We start from the raw sequence: 24,876 nt of genomic DNA, 5'->3' as shown, positions 1-24,876 counted from the left end.
TTTTGCCCGACCTTCCTACCTTTGTACAAGCCGGTCCGAACGAAATAACCCGTCCGTCGGTTACCATTTTATCAAGCATCATCCCTGACATACATGAGCGACGCGATTAAGCACGAGTGTGGCATTGCACTCATCCGGCTCCGCAAACCGTTTCAGTATTACATCGATAAATACGGTACCCCCCTCTACGCCGTCAACAAACTTTACCTGCTGATGGAGAAGCAGGTGAACCGGGGTCAGGACGGGGCCGGGGTCGCCAATATCAAGATTGATGTACCGCCGGGACACCGCTATATCAGCCGCTACCGCTCCGTTGAGCAACAGCCGGTGGCGGATATTTTCGGCAAAATCAACAAGAAATTCCGGAAGGCCGTCAAGCACCACAAAGACAGGGCGCTCGACGGGCAGTGGCTGCAGGAAAACGTGGCGTTTACAGGGGAAGTCTGGCTTGGACACCTTCGCTACGGTACCCACGGCGCCAACGAAATTGAAAACTGCCACCCCATGCTCCGCCAGAGCAACTGGCGGAGCCGCAACCTGGTGATGGCGGGCAACTTCAACATGACCAACGTAGAAGAGCTTTTCAACAAGCTCGTTTCGCTGGGTCAGCACCCGAAAGAAAAAGTCGATACGGTGACGGTGATGGAGAAAATCGGCCACTTCCTGGACGAGGAAAACCAGCGCGTGTTCGACCGTTTCAAAGGCATCTACGAAAATCCGGACCTGTCGGACATCATTGAAGACAACCTGGACCTGCAGCGTGTCCTCCACCGCTCCTGCCGCGATTTCGACGGCGGCTACGCGATGGTCGGCATGACCGGCTTCGGAGCGGCCTTTGTGGCCCGCGACCCGTCCGGCATCCGTCCGGCGTACTACTACGCCGACGACGAAGTCGTGGTAGTAGCTTCCGAAAAACCGGCGATCAAAACCGCCTTCAACGTCGATTACAGCCAGATTCGGGAAGTGACGCCCGGCCATGCGCTGATCATCGACAAGTACGGCGAATACGACGAATACCAGTTCATTCAGCCGACCGAAAAGCGTTCGTGCAGCTTCGAGCGCATCTATTTCTCCCGCGCAACCGATCCGGATATTTACAACGAGCGGAAAATGCTCGGGAAACTGCTGATTCCGCAGATTCTGAAGGAAGTTGATTACGACCTCGAAAATACGGTCTTCTCCTACATCCCGAATACGGCCGAAACGGCTTTCTTCGGCATGGTGGAAGGACTGGAAGAATACCTGTTCCAGAAACGTAAACGGGCCATCATCGAAGGCGGCCTGAGCAACGAAGAACTCGACAAACTGCTGGCTTTCCGCCCCCGCATCGAAAAACTGGTTTCGAAAGATGTGAAGCTCCGGACGTTCATCACGGACGATGCGCACCGGGATGACATGGTTTCGCACGTGTACGACACCACGTTTGAAGTGATTAAAAAGGGCGTGGATAATGTGGTGGTCATCGACGACTCGATTGTCCGCGGGACTACGCTGGAAAAGAGCATCCTGAAAATGCTCGACCGGCTGGGTCCGAAGAAAATCATCATCGTCTCCTCGGCCCCGCAAATCCGTTTCCCGGACTGCTACGGCATCGACATGTCGAAGATGAAGGAGTTTGTGGCTTTCCGCGCCGCCATGCAACTGCTCCGCGACCGGGGCCTCGACAACCGGGCCGATGAGGTCTACGCCCAGTGCGTAGCCGCCATTGAATCGGGCAACGCGTCGGCCGAAAACTACGTAAAGGCTCTTTATACACCGTTTACCCACGAAGAACTTTCGCAGAAAGTCGCTGATATCGTGACCCCGAAAGGCATCAACGCGGAAGTGGCCGTCCTCTTCCAGACCGTCGAGAACCTGCACCGGGCCTGCCCGAACCATTCCGGCGACTGGTACTTTACGGGCAATTACCCCACGGCAGGCGGCAACAAGGTCGTCAACAAAGCCTTCGTCAACTTCATGGAAGGCAAAATTGTCAGAGCCTACTAAAAAGAGTTAAGAGTTAAGAATAAGCTCCGCTTGATCGGGTAACCTGTTTCAGCGGAGCTTTTTTTTAACTCTTAATTCTTAACTCTTAATTTTTAATTCCTCCACGAAAGGGCGTTGATGTTTCTCCCGATTTTCCGGCCTTCCCGGAGTCCGGTATCGTTGTCCTGCCGGGTATGAATACCGCCCAGAAAACGGGAATAGGCAGATTCTTCGGCGGCTTCCCAGAGCGAACCGAAGGAACGGGCCTTGAAATCGACCTTGCGGACCGCGTCGCGTGTACGGCTGACGTGCGAGTTGTCGATGAACGAAAAGTTTTCTCCGAACACACTCTCGAGTACCGTCACCGCCGCGGCGGATTGGGTTGCGTGCCCGGAAACAAAGCCCGGAAACGGCGGGGCGGGCCAGAACGGAACCCAGGCGGGGTCGATCGCCCGGCGGACGAAGGTGTAGGGCCGTTCGTTGAAATGGGTGTATTTGCACCGCCAGCAAAGAATGAACGCGTCGGCCACGGCAATCCCCGTTCGGGCCAGCGCCTCGGCCGCCTCGGCCAGATTCGCCTTCCGGCTCTGGATGGCAATGCGGGCCAGATTGTAAGAATGCCCGGGAGGAGTAAACGTTTCGCTCGGGTCGTCGGCCCACCAGACGGCAATTTCCTTTTCTTCCTGCGTCAGCGCCCGGTTTTTGGTGTATACTTCGAGGTACTGGGCAAAATACTGCGACCGGACATCGGCCGAATAAGGAATGGGTTCCGGAATCGGCATGGCCGCGTTGACGGCCAGAAACGTCCGGTTACTTCCCCAGAACGGCTGCATGGGCGGACGGCCATTCTCGGTCGGCTGCCAGTTTCCCGGCCGAACCGGCACCGCGTAGTCCGCCGGAAAATTCCGCAGATACCCTTCGTGCCCGCGGTCCGTCTTCGACCACGCGAAGATGGCTTCGGCAACCGCTTTTCCAAACGCGGCCGACCGGTTGGCAACGTCCTCGCCCGCTTCCCGGCGGTACTGGCTCTGCAAAGTTGTTTCGAGCGAATCAATGCGCTTTTTGTTCGCCTCCGACGTATTGGCAAACAGGCCGCGCAGGATCTGCGCCTGGGCGGCATTCGCCGATGCTGGCCAGTGGTAGGTTCCGGATTCGGGCTTCGGCAGGGTGGCCAGACCATTCAACTGTCCGGCCAGTGACCGATTGCCGTTGACACCCGGCACCACGGCCTCGTAAAGCGTCAGCCCGCCGTATCCCAGCGACCGGGCGGCGACGGGCGGCGTGAAGCCTGCGGTGCTCCGGATGAGGTCCAGGTGCATCTGTGACCATTGCAGGGCCACGTCGGCGTTAAAATCGGCGGCAGAACGGCCCTCCGGCGTTACGTCCGGGTCGGCATTGTGTTTACAGCCTGCCAGGGTCAACAGCAGGCACAGGATAGCAAAATTGAGTAATCGGACATGGCGCAGCCACCCTCCTTTTTCGGTAAATAAACACTTGTTCATGAAGACAGAGAAAAATTAACAAGTTGGCAGGCTTCAATAGCCAAAGAAAAATACGGCCTCCGCGCAGGCAGTGGCTTGTCTGATTATGACTCTGAAAATCGATTTAGGTAACATGACGTTTACAACTCTTGACGAGCGGTAAGTTTTTAAGCACCCCTGCTGAAAACCGCCGCCCGTTTTTGTAATTTTGATTATGCGTATTCCTGAAGAAATAATTGAACGCATCCGGCAGTCGGCAGACATTCTGGAAGTGGTGGGTGATTATGTTTCGTTGAAGAAAAAGGGCCAGAACTATAGCGCGTGCTGCCCGTTTCACAACGAGAAGACGCCATCGTTCAACGTCAACCCGGCCCGGCAAATTTATAAATGCTTCGGCTGCGGCAAGGCGGGTGATTCGGTCCGGTTCATCATGGACATCGAAAACGTGAGCTACCCGGAGGCCCTGCGGTCGCTGGCGAAGAAATACAGCATCGAAATTCCGGAGCAGGAAGCTACGCCCGAAGAGTTGCTGCGGCAGAATGAGCGCGAAAGCCTGTTCATCGTCCTGAATTTTGCGAAAGACTTTTACCGGAAACAATTGCTGGAATCGGAGGATGGCCGCGGAATCGGGCTAAGCTACTTCCGCGAACGGGGTTTTCTGAACGATACGGTCGATGCCTTTGAACTGGGCTACAGCGCCGACGTCTGGGACGCGCTCCTGCTCGAAGCCCAGAAACGGGGCTATCGGCCCGAACTGCTGGCCAAAGCCGGTCTGATCCTCACCAACGACCGGGGCCGTACGTACGACCGCTTCCGGGGCCGGGTTATTTTTCCGATTCATAACGTGTCGGGGCGGGTCATTGCCTTCGGGGCACGGATTCTGGTCAACGACAAGAACCAGCCGAAGTACATCAACTCACCGGAAACGGAGGTTTACCATAAAAGTCAGGTTCTTTACGGAATCTTTCAGGCCAAGCAGGCCATCCGCCAGGAGGATGTTTGTTTCCTGACCGAAGGCTATACCGACGTTATTTCGCTCCACCAGGCGGGCATCCGCAATGTGGTGGCTTCGTCCGGCACCTCCCTGACCATCGAGCAGATTCGCCTCATCAGCCGCTTCACCGAAAATGTAACGATTCTGTACGACGGCGATGCGGCGGGGATCAAAGCGGCCCTGCGCGGGCTGGATATGGTTCTGGAAGAAGGGCTGAACGTGAGCGTGGCTTCGTTCCCGGACGGAGACGACCCCGACAGTTACGTCCGGAAGGTCGGCACAGAAGCGTTCAAGAAGCACCTGCAGGACCATACGCAGGACTTTATCTCGTTCAAAACGGAAATGTTGCTGCGGGATGCGGGCGATAATCCCTTCAAACGGGCCGAGGTCATCACCGAAGTCGTCCAGAGCATTACCAAAATTCCCGACGCCATCAAGCGGCAGGTGTTTTTCCAGAAAACGGCACGGCAGCTCCGGGTAGACGAGCAGACGCTGATTTCGGAGAGCAACAAACTGCTTCGCAAACAGCAGGACAAGCCGGTCCGCCCCCGGAATGAGCCCAGCGCACCGCCCGCCGAGCCGCCTTTTGATGAGTTTTGGGGCGACATGCCCGTCGAACCGGCACCGGCGGCCCCCGAGCAGCCGGCCAAGCCCGCCGTCAGCCAGGTCCAGACCCTTTATTACCGGCACGAGGAAGAATGCCTGCGCCTGCTCCTGAATTATGGTCCGGTCGAACTGGAGCCTTCCGTTTCGCTCTGCCATTACATGCTGCACGAGCTGAACGGGATTCAGTTTGTCACTCCGCTCTTCCGGGATATGCTCAACGACATCCGGGCCGGGTTTGCCGAACAGGAAATCCGGTCGGCGGAGTACTTCCTGCGGCATTCGTCCAGGGAGGTGCAGCAGCAGACCGTGCATCTGGTGACGAACCGCTATGAATTGAGCGACGGCTGGCTGAAGCACGAGATTTACGTCCCGACCGAACTGGACAAAATTGCGGATGCCGCTTATGGCAATGTGCTGCGACTAAAGAAAACCATTGTAGAAGATAAGATGGAGGCTGTCAAGCGGCAGATTGCAGAGGCCCAGGACCGGCAGGAATACGAACAGTGTATCGAATTGATGACCGAGTTCAAGCATCTAAAGGAAATCGACAAGCAGATCGCGGCGGAACTGGGCACGGTCGTAACCGGATAAAAAACGGCCCCTCCTGCTGACAGGAGGGGCCGTTTGTGGATATAGTTAAGGGGTTAGGGTTTCCTTATTAATGTTCCTGCTGCATCCAGCTCTCGAAGGCTGGATTTTTCATGCGCAGCCGCGACAGAACCACGTCAACCCGGTGATTGACCTGTTGCAGAATCATGGCGTCCTGCTGCAGTTGCAGTTTGATCGGCAGCGCCATCGTTACGTCCGTCTCAGGAGCATCAGCCAGCAGATCGCACAGCACGCCCATTACTTCCTGCTGCAGCATGCCCAGTTCTTCAATGTTTTTGCTTTCCCGCAGCGCGGCCAGCGGATTTGAGCTCGTTTCCTGTTCCCGGCGAAACCACATGATGCTGTCGGCCAGCAGGTAATACCGCTGGTGAAGTCCGTTGATTGCCTTTGTCCAGACGTTTTCAAACGATACACTGTCGTGAGCGAAGGGAAGCGAAAGATTGGTAGAAGTCATCATATCGTTGTCTGAATGCAACAGGCCGACTTTCGGCGCGTCTGATTTGAGTTACGGTTTCTTAATTTGGTCTATTTATCCGGCCTTTCGGCCTTAAAAAATTCATTGTCAGATGCCTGCCTGAACAGTAGTCGATAATTTCTTTACAAATCGACGCAGAGTGTCCTGACTTACAGACACGGGCAGGTGCGTGTTCACGTGGTTAAGGACCTGCTGTGGCTGGCGGGCGTACACCTGCATGGCTTTCAGGACCTCCTGCACGTGGTAATCGTTGGCAGGATTCAGTTTCGGCTTCAGTCCCCGGCCCGGCCGGTCGGAAAGCGCATCGAGTCCGCCCTTTTCCCAACGATTGAGCCAGTTGTAAATGCTGCGGCGATCAACTTCAAAGACCTCCATCAGTTCAGTAACCGTCAGACCGTGGAAACTGTACAGAATGCACTGGCAGCGCTTGCGGAAAGCGTTGCTTGAATTTTCACGAATTGCCTTTCTCAGAAGGTCAACTTGTTCGTTGGTCAGGCTCTTGATCTTGCGCATAGTTTCGGTTGAGTATCGGGTTGAAATCGTAATCGACAACCGAAACTACACCCTTCGCTCCCCCCAATGCAAGCGCACATGCGCGAAATGACCAATATGCTGCGTGAAATGACTAAATAATTATGCCCCTACCGGGTGAATTCCGCATTTTTTCCGGTTTTGGTCTTTTTGGGGGCTTGGAAGAGAGCGAATTATTTACCGGACTCCTGGCACGGTTTTGTTAGTCATTTCACGCAGCATATTGGTCATTTCGCGCATCCGCATTTGGCAATATTAGTATACTACATGTAGCTTCAACCTGAGCAACCGTATACAGGCGTATCATGAACCGTGCAGAAGAAAAGAAGAATGAATCAGGGCCTTCGTTTAGCATTAAGCGAAAGGACTTTTCAATACTTGTGGCTCAATCTGAATTATTTACCTGCGAGGTTCTGTGCCAGTTACTGAAGCAGCAGGGATATAATGTAGTCGGCAAAGCGGTTGAACTGGAAGATACCGTGCAGCAGATTCGGACCAAGAAACCGGAGTGCGTCATTCTGGAGTCAGAGATTTCGGGCCAGCAAAGCCTGGATGTTGTCAGACAAACGGATAATTCGGAGAAGCGGACCAAATACATCCTGTATACGAGCAAACCGGACATGCGCCTGGTTGCGATGGCCATGCAGTCGAACTTCTACGGCTTTCTGTACGCCAAAGACGGCCTGGACGAACTGTACAAGTGTTTTCAGACCATCAACACGGGCGGCTATTATTACAGCCCGGGTTTTCTGGCCCTGATGAAAAACTTCGGTCTGAACCGGCTCGACGACAATACCAGACAACAACTGGACCGTTTGAGCCAGCGGGAGCGCGAAATTCTTCGTCTGGTGGGGGAAGGACGCACCGGCACCGAAATTGCCGATTCGCTGTGCATCAGCTACCGGACGCTGGCCAACCATAAGACCAACATTGCCCATAAACTGAATCTTGACAGTTGCCGGAGCCTGCCGCGCTACAGCATCAATATTCGGGAATACTTATAAAATAGTTTAGGGTTTATCGTTTAGGGTCACTCCGCCTGCATGTAACTAACGAGACGAAGCAACGATAAACAATAAACCCTAAAGGATAAACCTAAATCTGCATTACTCAACGTTAACTAAGATAAGGCAGTTTCTGAAACCGAGCCCTGGTGATAGCCAAGCCGGTTTCGGAACTCCTGGAGGCGGGCTTTCGGCATGTCGATTTCGTCGTTGCCCGGTGTTTGTAACTTAATTATGTATTTGCCTTTTTCCCAGTACGAATACGCAGCCACGAAGCTCAGGTTGATAATGCAATCCCGCCGTACCCGAAAAAACTGATCCGCGTTCAGTTCAGCCTCCAGTTCATTCATCGTTTTGGTGATGGCAAAACGCCCGCTGGGGTGAACGGCAAAGTAACTGCGGTCTTCGGTCTCGAACCAGTAACATTCCTGAACAGCCAGCAGCACCTCCCCGTGCGTATTCTTGGCCCGCACGTGGGTCAGCGCCGTCCGGGTGGGATCGGAAGGAACCACCGCTACCGGCTCGACAGGGGCAGTGCGGCGCTTGTTCTGACGGCGCTGTTCCAGAATGTCGATCAGCAGGGAGCTGTTGGCGGTTCCGTAGCCCATGATCAGGACCGGAAACAGGTAGAAGAGATACATCCGGGCGTTGAACGTGCCGAGGAGATAGATTCGGAAATAGTGATCCGCATTATAGGTCGGAAACTGTTCCAGCATGTAACGGGCCGTCTGCGTAACCGGGTTGAAAAGGAAATAGGCAATCAGTAGTACGGGAAGTATCTGAAGCTGGTACATGCCGATTGACTTGGCGGTCATATCGACCCGTTTGAGGCGGAGAATATCGTGGCTGACGTCCAGAACGAGCAGGAGTATATATAGGGTACAGATTTCGGGGAGCAACAGACTCCGCACGATTACCCAGATATAATGAAGGCCACCCCCAAGCCTATTAACCAAAAGGAGCTTGGATGGATACGCAAAAAGCCAGTTGAACCCTTCAAAGGTCAATAGTGCAAGCAGAAGCACACTAATGCACTTAGCGGGGCTTTTCAGTAAACTCCGGCTTAATACAACTCCAGTCATTGCTTTTTTATCCCGTTTACGGGCGGTTTTTTACTTTATCAGAACAATAATAGTAAATAGTTACTACTCTCCCCATTAAAATTGGTCATTTCTCTCCATTTCCGGCGCCCCGCCGGCAGCGTAATTTTGTAAAGTCAATCAGGCAGAAAGCACCCGGGTTAAAGCGCTGACAGACAACAATCGACATCTCAAAAAACGACCAATTTTCAGACTTTCAATTACCATGAAAAAGAACTTCGCCATCAACGCTGCCAAGCAAATTCTCAATACTCCGGTTTCTGCCATTTCTGCCAAATCAGAATCAACCACGTACCTGGCCCTGGCCGACAGAGAAAAGGAAAAGCCGGGAGATCCCGTCTGCTGCCCCTGGCTGGCTTACTTCCTGAAGCCGCAGCATGAAGAAGCTCTGACGCTCGCTATCTAATTTCCCCAACAGCTCATTATGAATCGCTTCGTGCAACATTATCGGAAGGAACTGGGTCTCTGCCGCCAGCGGTTTGAGACCCTGGACCTCGCCAAGGAAAAAGGATACCTCTTTAAATTTACGACGTTCTCGGCGAACATGTCGAACATCCTTCCCGAGATTCCCGCCGATAAGCACGAGGGCCTTTTCCGCGAGCTGCTGCTGCAACAGGTTTACACGACTTTTGACCAGCAGTTTATTACCGCCAATGAATTTGTCAAGACCGAGGGACCGTTTCGGAAACTGGTCAACAGCAAAGGCGCTAACATTTACTGTACGTTCCACCTCGGTTCGTACCGGCTGCTGACTACGTTCCTCTTCCGCAGCGGCATCGACTGCGCGCTGATGGTCGGCACACGGGTGTTCAACGAACAGAGTGAAGCCATTCTGGAGAACATCGACCAGATTCGCCAGAAACACGGGCTGACCAACAAGTTCATGATCGTCGACGCCGAGAACACCTCCTCCACCCTGCAGGTCCTGCGGGAACTGCGGGCCGGCACGTCGCTGATCATTTACATCGACGGCATGACGACCACCACCGGCATCAACCGGCAGGAAGACAAAGAGATTCGCGTCCGGCTTGGCAACCGCAAGGTCTGGACCCGAAAAGGAGTTGCCTTCCTGTCGCACATGGCAAAGGTGCCCATCGTGCCGGTATTCAGCTACCGGGAAAAAGACCTGAACAACGTTCTGGCTTTCCAGCAGCCGATTGTGCCGGACGACCATCCGCAGCGGGACGCCTACTGTCAGTACGGTATCCAGCGACTCTACGACGATTTCTGGCGGTATCTTACCCGCTATCCGTCGCAGTGGGAAGGCTGGACGTACATCCACAGCTTCCTGGATGCCCAGGACCTCGAAACCCCGGCGCCAACCCGAAAGGTGGCCCGGCCCCGCAAGCGGATTGCCTTTAACCAGGACCGCTATGCGCTCTGTGATCTGGAGGACGCCCCCGTTCTGTTCGACCGGCGGCTCTACCTAACCTACGAGATTTCGCCCGATCTGCGCGACTTCCTGCTGCAGGTGAACACGATCGAATCTCCGGCAGACGTACTCGGCGAGGAGCTCTTTCAGGACCTGCTGTCCAAGCAAATCATCGCCTGATCCGCCTACAAACAAAAGATTCCGGCTCAACCTGCGCAGGTTGAGCCGGAATCTTTTGTTTGTAGGCAGGCCCGGCACATCCACTATTTGTCAGACAAAGTTTTCTATCTGCAAAAATAAGCCGGAAAGCAGTATGAAAAAATGATAATCGCCAAAAAAGCGCTCTTTATGACAGCATTAATCAATTTTTAATGAATCAGCAAAGAGCGAGGTTTATTTCTTATTAAATTTTTATTTACCGTTTGTCCGACAAAGGTTTTCGCTATAAATTTGAACACGTTCCTTTTCAAACCGGGAGCGCAGTCTCTGTTCAGGGATAACCCGAACGTTTGCTCACTCAACGCATGATGAAACAGTTTACTACACCTCTGCACCTTCGCCCGGACGGGTCACCACGTGCAGGGCGGCTTACTTCAGCGCCGCCTCCTTATTCATTTCCTTTACCAGCCAAACTGGAGCTACTTGTCCTACAGGATAGGTGCGCTGCAACAACCGGCATTGGGTTCTCAAACAGACCGCGTTGAACCGCGTTGAGGGGATTGTCCGTGCCTTAGGAAGCGGTCGCCTCGATGTTTTCCTCGGCCAGATCGACTACCGGGAAATTCATCTGCAGCATCCGGAAAATTTTTGCCAGCGTCCCGTCACGTTGCCAGCGGCGGAAACGGTCGTACACGGTTTTCCAGGAGCCATAGCGCTCGGGCAGGTCCCGCCAGGGAGCACCCGAGTTCAGAATCCAGAGAATTCCATTCAACGACTGGCGATGCGATCGCCAGGGACGCCCGGGACGGTTATTGGTTGGAAGTACATCTTTGATCTTCTCCCACTGGGCATCGGTTAATTCGTACTTGCGCATGATGGTCAGGTGGTATTAATGGACAGATGACTCCAAAGGAGCCAGCCAACATAAATAAGTGAACAATTAATCAGACTGATAAAGGTAGGTAACCGTTTTCAGAACAACTGATTACGTATTCTTAAAACGGCACTAACCTACAATTTATTCGGCAAAAGGCCAACCTGAAATTATTGGCTGGTCCACAATAACCGGACACATAATGACAGATATACTACAGAGGGTCAACAAGCTACAAGTGTAATATTTTTAAAATGAAAGTAGGAAATTTTTTCTGCAATTCCTACTGAATTTTAGCCGAAAGCCCGGTTGGGGTATCGGAATTTTTACTTTTCGGCACCGTATTTGTCCTGATTCGGCCGGAAGGTGCAAGCCTGCAGATCACCTAATTGTAAAGCGAACTGTACTTAACACTATGAAAACGAACAACTGGATCCTGCTCTGCCTCCTGGCCGTATGCTTTGCGTCATGCGTTTCGCCCAAGCAGGTAGCTTATTTCCAATCCCCCGTTCCGGATGCGACCGGCGACGAGATCGAATTGACCGCCCGGTATATTCCGACCATCCAGACCTCGGATGTTCTTTCCATTTATGTCAGTAGCCTTAACAGCGAAGCCAGCAGCTTTTTTAACCCCTACGCCCCGGTCGATCGTTCGGCTACGGCCGCTCCCGCGACTTCGGCCGGCCAGCTGACCAGCGCCGTCGGGTATCTGGTCGACAACAAAGGCCATGTTGAACTGCCTCTGATTGGCCAGGTAAAGGTCGGCGGCCTGTCGACAACCGACGCCCGTGACCTGATTCGGGAAAAACTGCGCACCTACCTGAAGGAGCCGACGGTCAACGTCCGGTTTCTGAACTTTAAAGTATCCGTGATGGGTGAAGTAGCCCGCCCGTCGATGTTTACCATTCCCAACGAGCAGATTACCCTGCCGGAAGCCCTCAGCCTCGCCGGGGATGTGACCATCTACGGCCGCCGCGACAATGTACTCGTCATTCGGGAAGTAGGCGGAAAGAAGCAATTTGCCCGCATTAATCTGAACAAACGGGACCTCTTTACTTCGCCTTATTACTACCTGCATCCCAACGATATTGTGTACGTCGAACCAGGCAAGGCCCGGGTGGCTTCCATCGACCGGATTTACCAGCTGGTTCCGGCCATGCTGAGCGCCCTGTCGTTTCTGGCTATCATCATTCGCCGGTATTAAGACCCCTAATTTCGAAATAGGTAACATCACTCAGTACGCTTTTTTCGCAAGTTCTAATCAACCCACTGTCTTTCAACGTTATGACCTCCAATCCATACACATACACGGTGAGCGAAAGCTCAGGGACCGACCTGCGGGTCGTACTTTTCCGTTATCTGAGAAACTGGAAATGGTTTGCCGCTTCGCTCGTGGTAGCGCTGGCTGCCGGCTATATCTATCTCCAGTTTCAGGTACCGCTCTATAAGGTGCAGTCAAGCCTGCTGATCAAGGACGAGAAAAAGGGCATTTCGGAAGATAACATTCTGAAGGAAATGGACCTGTTCGCGCCCAAGAAGGTAGTGGAAAACGAAGTCGAAATTCTGAAATCGTACACGCTGATGGACAAGGTCATCCGGACCCTGGGCATCAACGTGACGTATTTCCGCGATACGCGGGTCGGCAAGCGGGAAATCTACGAACAGTCGCCGATCCGGCTGCTGGTAGAACAGGCCAGCCCGGCCCTGCACGAAGCGGAGCTGCATATCGATTTTGTCAACGCTTCGACGGTGCGGATCAACGAAATGCCGTATCCCGTCAACCAGAGCGTCCAGACCCCGTATGGCCGCCTGCGGGTTTTCCCGAAAGTAGCCATTTCGGATACGACGCGTCCCATCATCGTTACCGTGGCGCCCCAGCAGATGATGGTTCAGCGGTACATGGAGAAAATGAAGGTAGAACCCACCAGCAAGGCGTCTACGGTGCTGATGCTGTCGATGGAAGAAGCCGTCCCGCGCAAAGGGGAAGACATTCTGAACAAACTGATCGACGAATACAATGCCGCTTCGCTGCTGGATAAAAACAAGGTAGCCTCCAACACGCTGCGGTTCATCGAAGAGCGCCTGGGCCTGATTGCCCGCGAACTGGCCACCGTCGAAAAAGACGTGGAAGTGTACAAATCGACGCAGGGCATCACGGACATCAGCACCGAATCCCGGATTTTTCTGGAAAACGTGCAGCGGAACGACGCCCAGCTGAACGAAGTCAACATCCAGCTGAGCGCCCTGAACGATATTGAACGCTACATCCGCAGCACCCAGGGCGAACGTGCGCCTACCCCAGCCACCCTCGGACTGAGCGACCCCGTTCTGCTGAGCCTGATCACGAAGGTGAACGAACTTGAACTGCACCGGGAGAACCTGAGCCGGACCACGTCGATGCAGAACCCGCTGCTGGCTTCGCTCGACGAACAGATCCGGTCGACGAAAACCAATATCGACGATAATATCCAGACGATGAAGCGTATCCTGACGGGTACCCGCAGCCGCCTGGTCAGTGCCAACGGAAAGTTTGAAAACATGATCCGGACCGTTCCCGGCAAGGAACGCGCCCTGCTCGACATTACCCGCCAGCAGGCGATCAAAAACAATTTGTACACTTACCTGCTGGGCAAGCGCGAAGAAACGGCCCTGTCGTACGCCTCGGCGGTTTCGGACAGCCGGACCATCGACGTAGCCCGCAGCAGCTCGAAGCCGGTCAAGCCGGTCAGCAGTGTGATTTTCCTGCTTTTTGCGGCCTTCGGTGTGCTGCTGCCAGTGGGCGCCATCGCCATGCGCGACATGCTGCACGACCGGATCAGCTCGCGCCTCGAAGTGGAAGAAGCTACGCACGCCCCGATTCTGGGCGAAATTGCCCGCACCCGCAACAAGGCTCCGCTGGTGGTGACGAGCCGCAGCCGTTCGGTCATTGCCGAGCAGATTCGCGCCATCCGGACCAACCTGCAGTTTCTGCGCACGGACAACAAAAGTCTGACGCTGCTGTTCACGTCCAGCATCAGCGGCGAGGGCAAATCGTTTGTTTCGCTTAACCTCGGTGCCAGCCTGGCGCTGATCGACCGCCCGACGGTGATTCTGGAAATGGACCTCCGGAAGCCTAAGCTGCATTCGATGATCGGCGTCCCGAACGCTATCGGCATCAGCAATTACCTCATCGGGCAGGCCAGCCTTGATCAGATCATTCAGGCCGTTCCCGACGTACCGAATTACTTCATCATCACTTCCGGTCCCGTGCCGCCCAACCCGGCAGAGCTGCTGCTGAACGGCCGACTGGAAACCCTGTTTGCCGAACTGCGTGAGCGTTTTGAGTTCATCATCATCGACTCACCCCCGGTAGGGCTGGTTACGGACGCCCAGCTGATGGCCGATCAGGCCGACGCCACGATTTATGTCGTCCGCCACGAAGTAACGCCCAAGCCGCATCTGAAGACGGTGGAAATGCTCTACAAAGAGCAGCGCTTCCGCAAATTGAGTCTGGTCATCAACTCCGTCGAGCAGGGCCAGCGCTACGGATACGGCTACGCTTCCAGCTACGGGGGCTACGGATACGGCGGTTATGCCGAGGAAGAAGAATCGGAAAGTTCCAATATGATCGGGCGGCTGATTTCCCGCAAATAATCCGCGCGCCGGAGGGGGTATGTCTCCCCCCTCTCCGGCCCAATACCCAACGGGACAACCCTACTCATCGTTACTTGAAAAAATGATTATTGATTTACTCGAACGCACAGCGGTCGGCATGGCTGTTCCTGCCGATCCGTTAAGCTGGCTTACCTCGGCCTTTGCCGCCGCGAAGCCCAATCTTCTTTCTCAGGTATCGGCGGAAGCGGCCGACGACCGCCTGCCCGTCCGTTATTTCGAAAAGGAACTGGCGCAGTTTTTCGGAACCCGGCACGTCATCATCTGCCGCAGCCAGAGCGAAGCCGTTCAGGCCGCGCTGATTGGCCTGCAACTGCAGCCCGGCGACGAAGTGATTGTTCCCGCGCTGGGAGCCCGGCCGCTGGTGAACGCCATCCGGGCCATTGGCCTGAAGCCGGTGGTGGTGGATGTGGACGAAGAGACGTTTCACCTCACGCCCCAAGCCATCGCCCGTCACCTGACCGACCGCACCCGCGCCATTGTTCCGGTGCACGTTTTCGGCCAGTGTGTGGACATGGAAGCGCTGCTCGTGCTGGCTTACCAGCACCGCCTGCACATTGTGGAGGAAGCCTCGCAGGCCGTAGGAGCCGTGTACACGTTTGCCAACCGGACCGTCCGCAAGGTCGGGACGCTGGGCCACGCGAGTGTGCTGTCCCTGCCCGTATTCGCTCCGCTGGGCGGCCCGACGATGGGCGGTGCCGTGCTGACCAACAACGACGCCCTGGCCGAAGAGCTGCGGGCCCTGCTTTCGGGAGCGCACCCGGTGCCCGGCCTGACGGGCGAAAAGGAATTTTTCAACGACGACTTCTCGACGGCCGTACTGTCAAACGCCCACTTGCAGCAACTGTACCAGTCCAATCTGATGCGGCTGCTGACGGCGGTTACCTACGACGACCTGCTGCTCGAAATTCCGGGTGTGGAGACGCCCAAAGGCGTTCCCTACAGCACGCACGTTTTTCAGGAATACGCCGTACTGATTACCCGCGGTCGCCGGGATGGTCTGGCACGGTTTCTGTGCGAAAACGGTGTAGTCCTACCGGAAACGGGGTACCTTCTGAGCACGGACGAAGCGGCGGGCAGCTTTCCTGCGGCGGAATCCATTGCAGCTTCTCTGCTGCTGCTGCCCATTCACTCCGCCAGTGACCGTCCGACACAGGAAGACCTGTGCGACCTCATCGGCGAGTACATGAGCGCTCATGAGTACGACCCGACCGCTTCCGGCCAGTACTGCTAGAATCCCCAATACCTTTATTACTCACCGTCCCATTCGTAACGTTATGATTGACTTAGTACGCCCAGAATCCGTCTACTATGCCTCCGGGAAGGTAGACGCAGCGCGGCCCTTTCCGGCCACCAAACGGGTCTTCGACCTTCTTTTTGCCTTTCTGGTTTCGCTCTTCGTACTTTCCTGGCTGATTCCGCTGATCGGGTTGCTGATCCGGCTGGAGTCCCGTGGACCTATCCTGTTTGTTCAGATGCGGACGGGCCGTAACAACCGGCCGTTCCCCTGCCTCAAATTTCGGACCATGCGCTTCGATCTGAAGGCTGAGTTTAAACAGGCACAAAAAAACGACCCCCGCGTCACCCGCATCGGCGCTTTCCTGCGCAAGACGAATCTGGACGAGATGCCCCAGTTTCTGAACGTCCTGGCGGGCCACATGAGCATCGTGGGACCGCGTCCGCACGCCATTCAGCACGACGCCCAGTTCTTCCACCGCATTGACAACTATTCGAACCGCTACTCGACCAAACCGGGCATCACGGGCGTGGCCCAGACCCGCGGCCATCGGGGCGAGACGTGTCTGCAGGACATGCAGCACCGCGTGCGGCTGGACCTCTGGTACATCCGCAACCAGTCGCTCGGGCTGGACCTGAAAATCTGCTGGTGGACCGTCGCCAAAATGCTCAAAGGCGACGAGAAGGCGTGGTAAACTCCCACAGGGCTATCCCCGTTCCGAAAATGGTTACTCAACTCACAGAAAATAAAGTCGTGGACACCTCTTCCGGCCGCAGCCGGAAGATGCTCCAGACGATCTTCAAAGCTTTTGTCTACAAAGGCTTGAGCGTGCTGCTGTCTCTGCTGATCGTGCCCCTTTCGGTCAATTATCTGGATGCCGAACGGTACGGCATCTGGATCACCATCAGTTCGGTACTGACCTGGATCAACCTGATGGACATCGGTCTGGGCAACGGCCTGCGCAACAAACTGGTTCAGGCCCTGCACGGCAACGACGAGGCGATGGCCCGCAAACTGGTCAGCACTACCTACGCTCTGGTGATCGGCCTGATCAGCCTGCTGGTGCTGGGGGTCGTGCCGACGCTGTATTTCATCGATCTGAACAAGGCTCTCAACAGCCAGACGGTGGACCAGCAGGAGCTTTTCGTGATTGTCCTGACGGCGTTTCTTTCGTTCTGCCTCCTGTTTGTGCTCAAACCGCTGACAGCCGTGATCATGGCCACGCAGAACGCGTCCATCGATAACCTCATTCTGCTGGCCGGCAATGTGCTGAGCCTCGGCGGCATCGGCCTGATTCTGTACACGCAGGACGGACCGGGCAACCTGGTCCATCTCGTACTGGTCTTCAGTGTGGCTCCGGTGCTGGCTTACCTGGCGGGCAGTGTTTATTTCTACCGCAAGCTGTACCCGTCGCTGCGTCCCGCCCTGCGGGATTTCGACCGGGCGCAGGTCCGGAATCTGGCGGGCATGAGCCTGCAGTTTTTCATCATTCAGATTTCGGCTACGATCCTGCTGACGGCCAACAACATCATTCTGAGTCAGTTGTTTGGCAACCAGCAGGTGACGGAATACAACGTGGTGTTCCGGTATTTCAGCGTTGTGACCATCGTGCAGAACATCGTTCTGACGCCGGTCTGGTCGGCCGTTACGGATGCCTACCACAAAGGCGATTTTGCCTGGATTCAGCAGACGCTGAAGAAACTGCTCCTGAACGCAGCTCTGCTTTCGGCGGGCATCGGCGGGCAGGTACTGGTCGCGCCCTGGGTTTTCGAAAAGTGGCTCGGGCCGTCGGTGGAAGTTCACCAGACCATCATCTGGGCGGTTGCGCTGAACACCGTTCTGACCCTGATTGCCAGCACGTTCTCGTACATCATCAACGGCATCGGCCGCATCCGGATTCAGACGTTTACGTCCGTAACGACGACCCTCGTCAGCATTCCGGTGGCGCTGTATCTCGGCAGGCACTACGGTCCGGCGGGCGTTGTCCTCTCGGGTTGTCTCTGGCTGGCCTTATGGCTTCCGCTCCGCATTACGCAATACTTCAAACTCATGAACCAAACGGCCACCGGCCTCTGGAATAAATAATCCTGGACTATGTATACTTATTTGCTCAACTACAACAAACGGACTCTCAAAGCGTATCAGCAGCTCATTTCGGCGAAAAATGAGGCGGCGCTTATCGACACCAAGAACCCCTTTCTGAACATCGGCGTCATGGACCCGACCATCGGAACCACCAACCAGGGGGATTACATCATCAAAGATTCCGTCATTAAACAGCTCGGCAGCATTTTCCCGGAGTCGTTCCTGACGTACTATCCCTCGCAGCTGCACCGGGGCGTCGACACGCTTCTCCAGCAGCGGAAAACCGAGGAGGTCCTGTTTGTGGCCGGCACCAACCTGCTGTCGTCCAACATGGACAACTACTACCAGTGGAAAGTCGGACCGCTGGACGCGGCTTTTCTGAAAAATAAATACGTGCTGTTCGGGGTCGGCTGGTGGCAGTATCAACCCCTGCCCAACAAGTATACCCGCTGGCTGTACAAGAGCCTGCTGAGCACGAAATACTACCACGCCGTCCGCGACTCGTACACCCAGAAACAGCTGCAGGATTCGGGCATCAAGAACGTGCTGAACACCACCTGCCCGACCCTCTGGAGCCTGACGCCGGACCGCTGCCAGGCCATCCCGACGCGCAAAGCAGACGACGTGGTCACGACGCTTACGTTCTACCACCAGAACAAGGAGAAAGACAAGCAATTGATCGACAGCCTTCTGCGCTCGTACAATTACGTTTATCTCTGGATTCAGGGTACGCACGATCTGAACTACCTGCACGAACTCGGCTACAGGAACGAAGAGCGCATCCGGCTGGTGGAGCCTTCGCTGGCGGCTTTCGACAGCGTATTGCAGCAGGACAATGTCGAGTACCTCGGCACCCGCCTGCATGCCGGTGTCCGGGCACTTCAGCACGGCAAGCGGACGCTGATCGTGGCCGTAGACAACCGGGCCCTCGAAATCAGCAAAGACACGAACCTGAACGTCATTCCCCGCTCCGAAGTAGAGCAGATGGAGGACTTCATCCGGAACGAGTACCGAACCGCCATCCGGCTGCCGCAGGACACGATTGATTTCTGGAAGAACCAGTTCAAACAGTAAGGAAATGAAAGTCCTCTGGCTCACCCAGTTACCTTACTCCCAGCTGCCGAACACGAAGAATCCGCAGGGGCACCCGGTGCCCTGGATTGCTTCGCTGGCGCAGCCTTTGTCCGATCAAATCGAACTGACCATTGCTTCCAACAACGGGCGGATTGAAGCGGACGAAGAGTTTATGATCGGCAACATTCGCTACTGGTTTATCAAGGCGCCACGGCTCGCGTTCAATCTGGCGAGTCTGAATTCCCTGAGCTCGAACGTCATCCATGCCAAGCTGATGAAGCGGATTCAGGAGTTCGATCTGATTCATATTCACGGTTCCGAAAGCATGCTGCACCAGGCGTGCTGGAACCTGCCCGTGCCGAAAGTGCTGTCGGTACAGGGCATTATCGATGAATATTACCGCTACCTCGAAGAGCCGTTTTCCAGACGGCGGCTGCTGTGGCAGGTAGCCCGCCATGCCGAAAATACGTACTTACCCAAGCTCAGCCATTTCATGTGCCGCACGGAATGGGACAAAGCCTGGGTAAAACGGAATTGTGCAAACGCGGTCATTCACCACTGCTGGGAATGCATCCGCAGGGAATTTTTCGAAACGCAGGTCGATCCGACCGACAAAAATAAGATTTTCTTTCTGGGCGGCGGCGATTACATCAAAGGCAACCGGGAAGCCCTGGTAGCTTTCAACAAAGCGCTGCATTCGGCTCCCGAATTAAAACTCGTGTATGTATTGCCGGGCGGGCCGTCGGAAGCAGGCCAGATCGAGGAATTTATTACGGCGAATAATCTGGATAAAATCAATTCGGATAATCTGATTATAAAAAGCCGGATGGGAGCCGCCGAAATGATTGCGGAATACCGGAATTGTTTCTGTCTGCTGCATCCGTCCTATATCGATAATAGCCCGAATACCGTCTGCGAAGCCCAGATTATCGGCCTACCGGTCATTGCGTCAAAAGTTGGCGGTGTTGGATCGCTGATTGAACACGGCAAAACCGGAATTCTAACCAGTCTCAATACCGACGATATCAGCAAAGCCATTGTGGATCTTTACCGGGATAAGCAAAAGCAGCAGGCCATTGCGTCGACCGCCTTGCCCCTTGCCCGGGAGCGCCATAACGCGTCGGACATTGTACATACGACACTGGCTATTTATGAAAATGTAATTAAATCGGCTATCCCGATAAATGCCGCTGTGTAAGCGACCCTTACCTTTGTACTACCGTTATGAAACGCACTTTAATGAAAACACTGGCGGCAGGGCTGTTTATGTTCTGTCAGTTCATCTCCTGGCTACCGTTCCACTCGCTGAGACGGGCCATACTCCGGCTAATGGGGGCCCAAATCGGTAAGGATGTCGGCCTGTACCGCGGTTTTGAAGTCCGGAGCCCCTGGAAGCTAACCATCAGCGGCAGCACCCTCATTGGGCACAATGCCCTGCTCGACGCCCGCCGCGGTCTGACGATCGGCAGCAACGTCAACCTGAGCAACGAGGTCATGATCTGGACGCTGCACCACGATTACAACGACGAAAATTTTGCGGAAGTAGGTGCGCCCGTGGTGATCGGAGACTACGCCTGGATCTGTTCCCGGGCGGTTATTCTGCCGGGCGTCACCATCGGAAAAGGAGCCGTGGTAGCCGCCGGTGCCGTGGTAACGCGGGACGTAGAGCCGTATACCGTAGTAGGAGGTGTACCGGCCAAAGTTATTTCAAAGCGCAACCAGAGACTGACGTACAACTTGGGGAATGATATCGTTCCTGTGATCTGAGCTGACCATGAATAGCCAGTCTATCTATCGCTATTTACTGCTTATGCTGCTGTTCTCAGCCGCACACGATATTCTGTTTGTTTATTTTAATAATCCGAGCGGACTGTCGTTGAACAAGGTTTTTTTCATCGTTTCCTTTTGCCTTTTCTTTAAGTTGATATCCGTTAAGAATTATATCAACTGCACCGATGGAAAAAGCAAAATAGCGGTGCTTTTCTTTTTCTTTTATTGCCTCGTAACGTTTGTAAGAGGCTTATCGGTTGGACTGGCAGAAGGGCGGCTTCAGAATGCACTAAATCCGGTTCTGAGCCTTTGCGTCATAGTTCCTTTTGCGTTTTTCATTTCCTTTAACCATGATTTTACCTTTAAAAAACTATTAAAGGTCTTACTGCTTTTCAATAAGATAGGTGTTGCGTTACTTCCCGTCATGTTTGTGGTGAACAGGGGCTATGTAATTCCACGACCGTTTATTGAAGCCTCGTTTTTTCTTTTCATCTTTCTTTCGTGCTTCGAGAGCAAAAAGGAAAGAACCTGGATTCTGGCAGGCTTTATCGGTTACCTGATTGTCGGCATTTATTCCGACAACCGCAGCATTGTTCTCAGAGGCGCTTTGCAAGTCGTTTTTCTGCTGATTTTTAATTACGGCGAGAAGCTGATTTCCAGAAAGGTGATCAAGCTTGCCATCACGGCGGGCTGCCTTGCGCTGCCCATTGCCTTCTTTACGTACTACGAATCGTTTTTTCAGAGTTCTACCATTGCCGTAGGCAGCAAATCGATCTCCAACGAAGATACCCGGACCTTTCTGTACATGGACGTCCTGCAGGAGCTGCAATCGAATGACCAGATCTGGACCGGCAAGAGTACCCTGGGGCGCTATTACAGCGATTTGTTTTTCCGCCAGATGGGCGTTGACGATGCCGTGGACTTTTACGATCGCTCCATTGTAGAAGTTGGCCAACTCTCTTACATGCTGAGGGGCGGCGCGGTGCTGGTCATCTTGTTTACGCTCCTGTCTCTGGTGAGCGCCCTGACAAACCTGTCCTCCACCGACTATTTTGCCAGAGCTTCATCGTATATCATCCTTAATCATCTGCTTGTTTCCTTTATCGAAAACATACCAAAGTACCATGTCTACGACATTCTGGTATGGATTCTGATTGGCTATAACATCAGCAGTCGATTCTCGAAGGCCTCGAAACAAAAACAGAAGCACCCTGTCGTCCAGGACGAAATTGTCGCTTCTCCTAACCCACTGTCTTATGCGCCCCACTATCAAATTCAGCATCGTCACGGCCAGCTTCAACGCGGATAAATACATCAGACGGGCCATCGAAAGTGTTGTTAGCCAGAGCTACACGCACTTCGAATTCATTATCATTGACGGCCAGTCGAATGACAACACGGTCGACATCATCCGGGAATACGGCGACAAAATAACGTACTGGGTCAGCGAGCCCGACAAGGGAATATACGACGCCTGGAATAAGGGAATCGCCAAAGCTACCGGCGACTGGATTATGTTTCTGGGCTGCGATGACATTCTGCTGCCTGATGCTTTGGCAAAATATGCTGACTTCATCAGTTCCTCAGCCACAGAGGCTGACTACGTTTCGTCAAAACTCCAGATGGTTGATGCCGCTCTGAATCCGGTCAGGACCAGAGGATGGGAATGGGAATGGCCCACGTTTCTGAACGAAATGACCGTTGCCCATCCGGGTTCTCTCCATTCCAGAAAGCTTTTCAAAACGTATGGTCAGTACGACACCACCTACCGGATTGTTGGCGATTACGAACTGCTGCTTCGGCCCAAAGGCACTTTGAAAGCGGCTTTTATGAACGCCGTAACCGTTCTGATGAGCGAAGGCGGAGCCAGCGACAGCTTTTCGGCCATCCGCGAACACTGCCGCGCCTGCCTGCACACAGGCGGGCAATCCCTGCTCCGGGCCTACAGCAACCTGCTGCTGGTGGCTTCTAAATTTTACACGAAAAAAATGCTCCGCCAGGTAGGCCTCAACGTCTATCTGAAAAAATAAACGCGGAAAGGCTTCTCCGTCTCAACGTTATGAAAATTGGTATCGACGCGAAATGGTATTTTGAAGGTCCACCCAGCGGCCGCATGGTCGTTCGGAATCTGGTCGATGAGTTTATCCGCCAGAACCGCAGGCACGAGTTATACCTGTTTGTCAACAGCCGTCACATCAATCAGGCTACGGCCTTGCAGCATCCAAATGTCACGCTGGTTCCGGTTGGAGGTGGTCCCAATCTGCTGGCAAACCTGCTGCGCCTGCCGTACCTGGCCGGCAAGCTGGGACTGGATGTTGTTTTGTACCAGAACTTCAGCGACTTCTGGCCCGGCCGGGCCAAAAAAATAGCCTACATCCACGATGTGCTGTTTTACGATTTTCCGATGTACTACAGCCGCATCGAGCAGTTGTACCTGCGGCCGATGGGCCTCCTTGCCCGCTTTGCCAACCACCTGATCACCATTTCCGGTAGTGAAAAGACGAGGCTGCTGAAACACCGCATTGGCAGCGACGACACCATCGACGTTGTCCATCATGGCATCAGTTCCCGCTTCGTTCCGCTGGAACAGTATGACCCCGAACGCCTAGCGGCCTTCGATCGGCGCTATCAGTTGCCCTCCGACTTTCTGCTGTACGTCGGCCGTATCAACATCCGTAAAAATCTGCTGAATCTGGTCAAAGCCATGCGGGAGGTTCCGGCGGCGAAGCTGGTCATTGTCGGCGGGGTCGATCATAAAAACATCGACGTTAGCCACTACCTTCAGGAACACGGCCTCACCGATCGGGTGATTTTCACGGGCCATGTACCGGATGAGGACCTGTACCTGTTTTACGCCAAGAGCCGCATCTTCTGCTTTCCTTCTTATGCCGAAGGGTTTGGCCTTCCTCCGCTGGAAGCCATGCGGTGCGGCAGGCCGGTCATTGTTTCGGACCGGACATCGTTGCCGGAGGTATGCGGCAAGGCCGGCGTTTATGTAAACCCCGACGACCCCGCCGATATCGCCGCCAAGATCAATCATCTCCTCGGCGATCCTCAGTTTTACCAGGAAAAAAGCCTTCAGTCCCTGCAGCACAGCGGTCAGTTTACCTGGCAGGAGTCGGCCCGCCGGATTATCAACATTATCGAAAAGGTAGCATGCTGATTGAAAAACTTATCCGTATCCTCAAACGGGACCCAAACTACAAGTGGGAAACGACGTATTCGGTCCGCGAACTGGCCATCATTCTGTCGGATCGGGGCTGGCAGGCGTTGCGCGGCCTGCGGCTCCGGCTTTTTCTGCATGAATCGGCTGGACTGGTCTTCTGCGGAAAAAATGTGACGGTGAAGCACGGTGCCAGCGTGTCGGCCGGGAGAAACCTGATTCTGGACGACAACGTCTACCTCAACGCCTTGTCGGAACAGGGCATTCGTCTGGGACATGATGTGAGCATTGGTCGGGATGCCGTCATGATCTGTACCGGAGTAGTGGCCCACAAAGGGGTCGGAATCCGGATCGGCAACGGGACCGGAATCAACGCCCGGGCCTACTTTGGCGGACAGGGCGGCATTGAAATCGGAAACAACGTCATCATCGGACCCGACGTCCGCTTATTTTCCGAAAATCATAATTACGAGCAGGCACACATTTTGATAAAGAATCAGGGAGTGTCCCGGCGCGGGGTCAGGATCGGCGACAATTGCTGGCTTGGTTCCAACGTCACGGTTCTGGACGGCGTCACCATCGGTTCCGGCTGCGTGATTGCCGCAGGCAGCGTTGTCACGAAGTCCATACCGGCCGACAGTATCGCCGCCGGAGTCCCGGCCAAAGTGATTCGCAGCCGAATACCCTGTGAAGTGGCTTAAGCCGCTTCATTCCGATTAACCCACG

The 24,876-nt window shown here is 54.5% G+C and carries 22 protein-coding genes; 17 read left to right on the top strand and 5 right to left on the bottom strand.

Annotated features, from left to right (window positions below; translation table 11 throughout):
- Positions 1–93 precede the first annotated feature (93 nt).
- On the top strand, positions 94–1,986 hold the full coding sequence (locus tag ORG26_RS15800; protein ID WP_266363418.1) for an amidophosphoribosyltransferase: 1,893 nt from the start codon (positions 94–96) through the stop codon (positions 1,984–1,986).
- Positions 1,987–2,078: 92 nt separating this feature from the next.
- Here the strand turns inward: ORG26_RS15800 and ORG26_RS15795 are convergent, their stop codons facing one another.
- On the bottom strand, positions 2,079–3,467 hold the full coding sequence (locus ORG26_RS15795) for a vanadium-dependent haloperoxidase (protein WP_266363416.1): 1,389 nt from the start codon (positions 3,465–3,467) through the stop codon (positions 2,079–2,081).
- Positions 3,468–3,660: 193 nt separating this feature from the next.
- On the opposite strand from ORG26_RS15795, the gene dnaG reads away from it, so the two are divergent.
- On the top strand, positions 3,661–5,637 hold the full coding sequence (gene dnaG, locus ORG26_RS15790) for a DNA primase (RefSeq protein ID WP_266363414.1): 1,977 nt from the start codon (positions 3,661–3,663) through the stop codon (positions 5,635–5,637).
- Positions 5,638–5,704: 67 nt separating this feature from the next.
- On the opposite strand, the gene ORG26_RS15785 is transcribed toward dnaG, so the two are convergent.
- On the bottom strand, positions 5,705–6,112 hold the full coding sequence (locus ORG26_RS15785; RefSeq protein WP_266363412.1) for a hypothetical protein: 408 nt from the start codon (positions 6,110–6,112) through the stop codon (positions 5,705–5,707).
- Positions 6,113–6,217: 105 nt separating this feature from the next.
- Positions 6,218–6,643, bottom strand: a complete 426-nt coding sequence (locus ORG26_RS15780; protein WP_266363410.1) for a helix-turn-helix domain-containing protein — start codon at positions 6,641–6,643, stop codon at positions 6,218–6,220.
- Between the two features lie 398 nt (positions 6,644–7,041).
- Here ORG26_RS15780 and ORG26_RS15775 point away from each other — a divergent pair, with 398 nt between their 5' ends.
- Positions 7,042–7,665, top strand: coding sequence for a LuxR C-terminal-related transcriptional regulator (locus tag ORG26_RS15775; protein WP_266363408.1), 624 nt, complete (start codon positions 7,042–7,044; stop codon positions 7,663–7,665).
- Between the two features lie 116 nt (positions 7,666–7,781).
- Here the strand turns inward: ORG26_RS15775 and ORG26_RS15770 are convergent, their stop codons facing one another.
- On the bottom strand, positions 7,782–8,576 hold the full coding sequence (locus ORG26_RS15770) for a LytTR family DNA-binding domain-containing protein (RefSeq protein ID WP_266363405.1): 795 nt from the start codon (positions 8,574–8,576) through the stop codon (positions 7,782–7,784).
- 394 nt (positions 8,577–8,970) lie between these two features.
- On the opposite strand from ORG26_RS15770, the gene ORG26_RS15765 reads away from it, so the two are divergent.
- Positions 8,971–9,171, top strand: coding sequence for a hypothetical protein (locus tag ORG26_RS15765; protein ID WP_266363403.1), 201 nt, complete (start codon positions 8,971–8,973; stop codon positions 9,169–9,171).
- Between the two features lie 18 nt (positions 9,172–9,189).
- Positions 9,190–10,317, top strand: coding sequence for a lysophospholipid acyltransferase family protein (locus tag ORG26_RS15760; RefSeq protein WP_266363401.1), 1,128 nt, complete (start codon positions 9,190–9,192; stop codon positions 10,315–10,317).
- Between the two features lie 550 nt (positions 10,318–10,867).
- On the opposite strand, the gene ORG26_RS15755 is transcribed toward ORG26_RS15760, so the two are convergent.
- Complete coding sequence (locus tag ORG26_RS15755) at positions 10,868–11,170, bottom strand: transposase (protein WP_407704801.1); 303 nt, start codon at positions 11,168–11,170, stop codon at positions 10,868–10,870.
- Between the two features lie 415 nt (positions 11,171–11,585).
- Between ORG26_RS15755 and ORG26_RS15750 the strand changes: the two genes are divergently transcribed.
- The 12 genes from ORG26_RS15750 (at position 11,586) to ORG26_RS15695 (ending at position 24,851) form a co-directional block, all read left to right on the top strand.
- A complete protein-coding gene (locus ORG26_RS15750) occupies positions 11,586–12,374 on the top strand; it encodes a polysaccharide biosynthesis/export family protein (RefSeq protein ID WP_266363399.1) in 789 nt (262 codons plus the stop codon).
- 80 nt (positions 12,375–12,454) lie between these two features.
- Positions 12,455–14,803, top strand: coding sequence for a GumC family protein (locus tag ORG26_RS15745; RefSeq protein ID WP_266363397.1), 2,349 nt, complete (start codon positions 12,455–12,457; stop codon positions 14,801–14,803).
- A gap of 82 nt (positions 14,804–14,885) precedes the next feature.
- Positions 14,886–16,055, top strand: a complete 1,170-nt coding sequence (locus ORG26_RS15740) for a DegT/DnrJ/EryC1/StrS family aminotransferase (RefSeq protein ID WP_266363395.1) — start codon at positions 14,886–14,888, stop codon at positions 16,053–16,055.
- 43 nt (positions 16,056–16,098) lie between these two features.
- Entirely contained in the window at positions 16,099–16,752 is a 654-nt protein-coding gene (locus ORG26_RS15735; protein ID WP_266363393.1) for a sugar transferase, read from the top strand.
- A 29-nt stretch (positions 16,753–16,781) separates the two neighbouring features.
- On the top strand, positions 16,782–18,143 hold the full coding sequence (locus ORG26_RS15730) for a lipopolysaccharide biosynthesis protein (protein ID WP_266363391.1): 1,362 nt from the start codon (positions 16,782–16,784) through the stop codon (positions 18,141–18,143).
- Positions 18,144–18,152: 9 nt separating this feature from the next.
- Positions 18,153–19,217 carry a polysaccharide pyruvyl transferase family protein gene (locus tag ORG26_RS15725; RefSeq protein ID WP_266363390.1) on the top strand — a complete coding sequence of 355 codons (1,065 nt, stop codon included), beginning with the start codon at positions 18,153–18,155 and terminating at the stop codon, positions 19,215–19,217.
- A 4-nt stretch (positions 19,218–19,221) separates the two neighbouring features.
- A complete protein-coding gene (locus ORG26_RS15720) occupies positions 19,222–20,415 on the top strand; it encodes a glycosyltransferase family 4 protein (RefSeq protein WP_266363388.1) in 1,194 nt (397 codons plus the stop codon).
- Positions 20,416–20,441: 26 nt separating this feature from the next.
- Positions 20,442–20,984 (top strand): DapH/DapD/GlmU-related protein, encoded by a 543-nt coding sequence (locus ORG26_RS23540; protein WP_323134271.1) that lies wholly within the window; start codon positions 20,442–20,444, stop codon positions 20,982–20,984.
- Between the two features lie 7 nt (positions 20,985–20,991).
- Entirely contained in the window at positions 20,992–22,296 is a 1,305-nt protein-coding gene (locus tag ORG26_RS15710; protein WP_266363386.1) for a hypothetical protein, read from the top strand.
- Complete coding sequence (locus ORG26_RS15705; protein ID WP_266363384.1) at positions 22,244–23,017, top strand: glycosyltransferase family 2 protein; 774 nt, start codon at positions 22,244–22,246, stop codon at positions 23,015–23,017. The genes ORG26_RS15710 and ORG26_RS15705 overlap by 53 nt, the downstream gene beginning before the upstream one ends.
- 29 nt (positions 23,018–23,046) lie before the next feature.
- Complete coding sequence (locus ORG26_RS15700) at positions 23,047–24,150, top strand: glycosyltransferase family 4 protein (RefSeq protein WP_266363382.1); 1,104 nt, start codon at positions 23,047–23,049, stop codon at positions 24,148–24,150.
- Positions 24,144–24,851 (top strand): acyltransferase, encoded by a 708-nt coding sequence (locus ORG26_RS15695; RefSeq protein WP_266363380.1) that lies wholly within the window; start codon positions 24,144–24,146, stop codon positions 24,849–24,851. Before ORG26_RS15700 ends, ORG26_RS15695 begins: the two co-directional genes overlap by 7 nt.
- Positions 24,852–24,876 lie beyond the last annotated feature (25 nt).

Origin of the sequence: Tellurirhabdus rosea (assembly GCF_026278345.1) — a bacterium.
Taxonomy (GTDB): domain Bacteria; phylum Bacteroidota; class Bacteroidia; order Cytophagales; family Spirosomataceae; genus Tellurirhabdus; species Tellurirhabdus rosea.
This window is presented reverse-complemented; position numbering and strand designations above follow the sequence as displayed.